The organism is Methylobacterium symbioticum, assembly GCF_902141845.1.
GTDB classification, from domain to species: Bacteria; Pseudomonadota; Alphaproteobacteria; order Rhizobiales; family Beijerinckiaceae; genus Methylobacterium; species Methylobacterium symbioticum.
Window position 1 is genome coordinate 1 of record NZ_CABFPH010000212.1, and the last position, 2699, is coordinate 2699.

Consider the following 2699-nt stretch of genomic DNA (forward strand, 5'->3'; position numbering starts at 1 on the left):
CGACCGGGCCTGCGGCGACGGCCCCGCCGAGGCGGACGGGCCCGGCCCCGCGGATTGGACGGAGGGCACGCCGGCCGAGCGGCGCGCGGCCTTCGCGGCCTTCCGGAGGCGGGACCCCACGGCCGCGCGCGCCGCGCTGGAGGCGGGATTCCGGGCCGAGAAGGCGGAGATACGCCAGAGCCTCGTCTCCGCCCTGGAGGTCGGCCTGTCGGAGGCGGACGCCCCCTTCCTCGAAACCTGCCTCGACGATCGCAGCGCCGGCGTGCGCGCCGCCGCGCAGCGCCTGCTGCCCTGCCTGACCCGTTCGCTCCTCGCCTCCCGCATGGCGGTGCGGGCGACGGCGGCGCTCGCCGTCACGAGCAAGCGCAAGCTCCTGGGCGGGACCGCGCACACGCTCACCGTGACGCTGCCGGAGGAATCGCCGACGCTCGCCCGCGACGGGGTCGAGCCGCAGGCCTCTGCGCGGCCGGGCGGGGGCACCCGCGCCAGGCTCCTGCAGGACATCCTGGGCGCAAGCCCCCTCCACGCCTTGGCCGCGCATCCGCCGCGGCTCTGGATCGAGCTGGCCCTGCGCAGCGAGTGGGCCGATCCCATCCTCGAGGGCCTGCTCGCCGCCATCCGCCGCGAGCGCGATGCCGACTGGGCCCGCGCCCTGGCCGGCGTGCTCGGCGAGGCCTATGCCGGCCGCCTCTCCGGGATCCGGCGCACGAATCCGCTGCGCGCGCTGTGGGCCCGCGCCGCGGCGCTCCTGCCCCAGGCGGAATGGGAGGGGCTGGTCGAGGACGCCTTCCGGGCGGGCGAGGCCGAAACCGTCCTCGCCCATCTTGGTCACGGGCCGGCCGCCTTCTCCGCGCGTTTCACAGCCGCCCATCTCGACTGGCTCGCCGCCGTGACCCGCGGCTCCCGCGCCGAGCGCGACGCGCTGGCCAAGACCTGGCTGATCGACCGCTTCGCCGAGCGCGCCCTCCCGGACGAGGACGCCGCCGCGGCCGCCGCAGCCATCCTCACCCGCCTGCCCGAGGATGCGGACGAGCGCCTGCGTGGCCAGCTCGCCCGCCTCGCAGAGACCCTGGAGCTGCGCGCCGCCATGCGGCGCGAGTTCGGCTCGCCATTCACCGCAGGGGAGAGCGCCCGAGGATGACGTCGACGAACGGGAGCAAGGCCGCGCAGCTGCGTCAGGCCGCCGAGGACGCCTTCGCCGAGGAGATCGCGGCACTCCGCACCGCCGATGACAGGCCCCGGCCGCCGAACTGGCAGATGTCGCCGCAGGCGGTGGTCACCTACCTGATGGGCGGGCGCCTGCCCTCCGGCCTCGAGATCAGCCCGAAATATATCGGCGACCGGCGGCTCATGGAGATCGCGGTGGCGACGCTCGCCACCGACCGGGCGCTCCTGCTGCTCGGCGTGCCCGGCACCGCCAAGAGCTGGGTCAGCGAGCACCTCGCGGCGGCGATCTGCGGCACTTCGCGGCTCATCGTGCAGGGCACCGCCGGCACCAGCGAGGAGGCGATCCGCTACGGCTGGAACTACGCGCTGCTGCTGGCCAAGGGCCCGAGCCGCGAGGCGGTGGTCGGCTCGCCCGTGATGCGGGCCATGGACGAGGGCCGCATCGCCCGCGTCGAGGAGCTGACCCGCATCCCCTCGGAGACGCAGGACAGCTTCATCACCATCCTCTCCGAGAAGACGCTGCCGATCCCGGAGCTGAACGCGGAGGTGCCGGCCCAGAAGGGCTTCAACCTGATCGCCACGGCCAACAACCGCGACCGGGGCGTCAACGAGTTGTCGAGCGCGCTCAAGCGCCGCTTCAACACCGTGGTGCTGCCGCCGCCCGCCACCATCGAGGCCGAGATCGCCATCGTCGAGAGCCGGGTCGCCGCCCTCGGCCGCGCCTTCGAGATCCCGGCCGAGCCCCCGGGCGCCGACCAGATCCGCCGCGTCGTCACGATCTTCCGCGAGTTGCGGGAGGGCGTGACGGCGGACGGCAAGAGCAAGGTCAAGCAGCCCTCCGGCACGCTCTCGACCGCCGAGGCGATCAGCGTCGTCGGCAGCGGCCTCGCGCTGGCCGCGCATTTCGGCGACGGCCGGCTCTCGGCGCACGACCTCGTCTCCGGGATCAGCGGTGCGGTGGTGAAGGATCCCGTCCAGGACGCCATCGTCTGGCGGGAATATCTCGAGACCGTGGTCAAGGAGCGATCGGACTGGAAGGATCTCTACAGGGCCGCCCGCGAGACCGCCTGACGGGGCGCCCCGATGCCCGAGATCCGCCTTTTCGGCATCCGCCACCACGGGCCGGGCTCGGCCCGCTCCCTGCGCGCGGCCCTCGACGCATTCCGGCCCGACTGCCTGCTGATCGAGGGGCCGCCGGATGCCGAGGCGCTGATCCCGCTCGCGGCCGGGGCGGGCATGGTGCCGCCCGTGGCGCTCCTCGTCTACCGGCCGGACCGGCCGCGCGACTGCGCCTTCTTCCCCTATGCGGCCTTCTCGCCCGAATGGGTGGCGCTGCAGGGGGCGCTGGCCGCAGGCGTCCCCGTGCGCTTCATCGACCTGCCGCACGCGGTCCAGCTCGCCGACGGGTTCGGGCCGCCCGGCGCCGCCGCGGAGGGCGCCGCGCCGATCGATGCGGAGCCCGCCGCCGCGGCGGCCGGGACCGCCCCCGTGGATGCAGTTCAGGGGGCTCCTCGGGATGCGCCCGAGGGCCG

General features: G+C 75.0%; 3 protein-coding genes. All 3 read left to right on the forward strand.

What is annotated here, in order from left to right:
• Positions 1-1141: DUF5691 domain-containing protein (locus MET9862_RS29775; RefSeq protein ID WP_185157053.1), on the forward strand; the 1141-nt coding region annotated here is incomplete at its 5' end.
• Positions 1138-2238 (forward strand): ATP-binding protein, encoded by a 1101-nt coding sequence (locus MET9862_RS28805; RefSeq protein WP_142586291.1) that lies wholly within the window; start codon positions 1138-1140, stop codon positions 2236-2238. The genes MET9862_RS29775 and MET9862_RS28805, both read left to right, overlap by 4 nt.
• 12 nt (positions 2239-2250) lie before the next feature.
• On the forward strand, positions 2251-2699 hold a 449-nt coding region (locus MET9862_RS28810; protein ID WP_244612958.1), incomplete at its 3' end, for a DUF5682 family protein.

Coding starts and splice junctions, on each gene's coding strand:
- MET9862_RS28805 (WP_142586291.1), top strand. CDS start 1,138: ATGACGTCGACGAACGGGAGCAAGGCCGCGCAGCTGCGTCAGGCCGCC.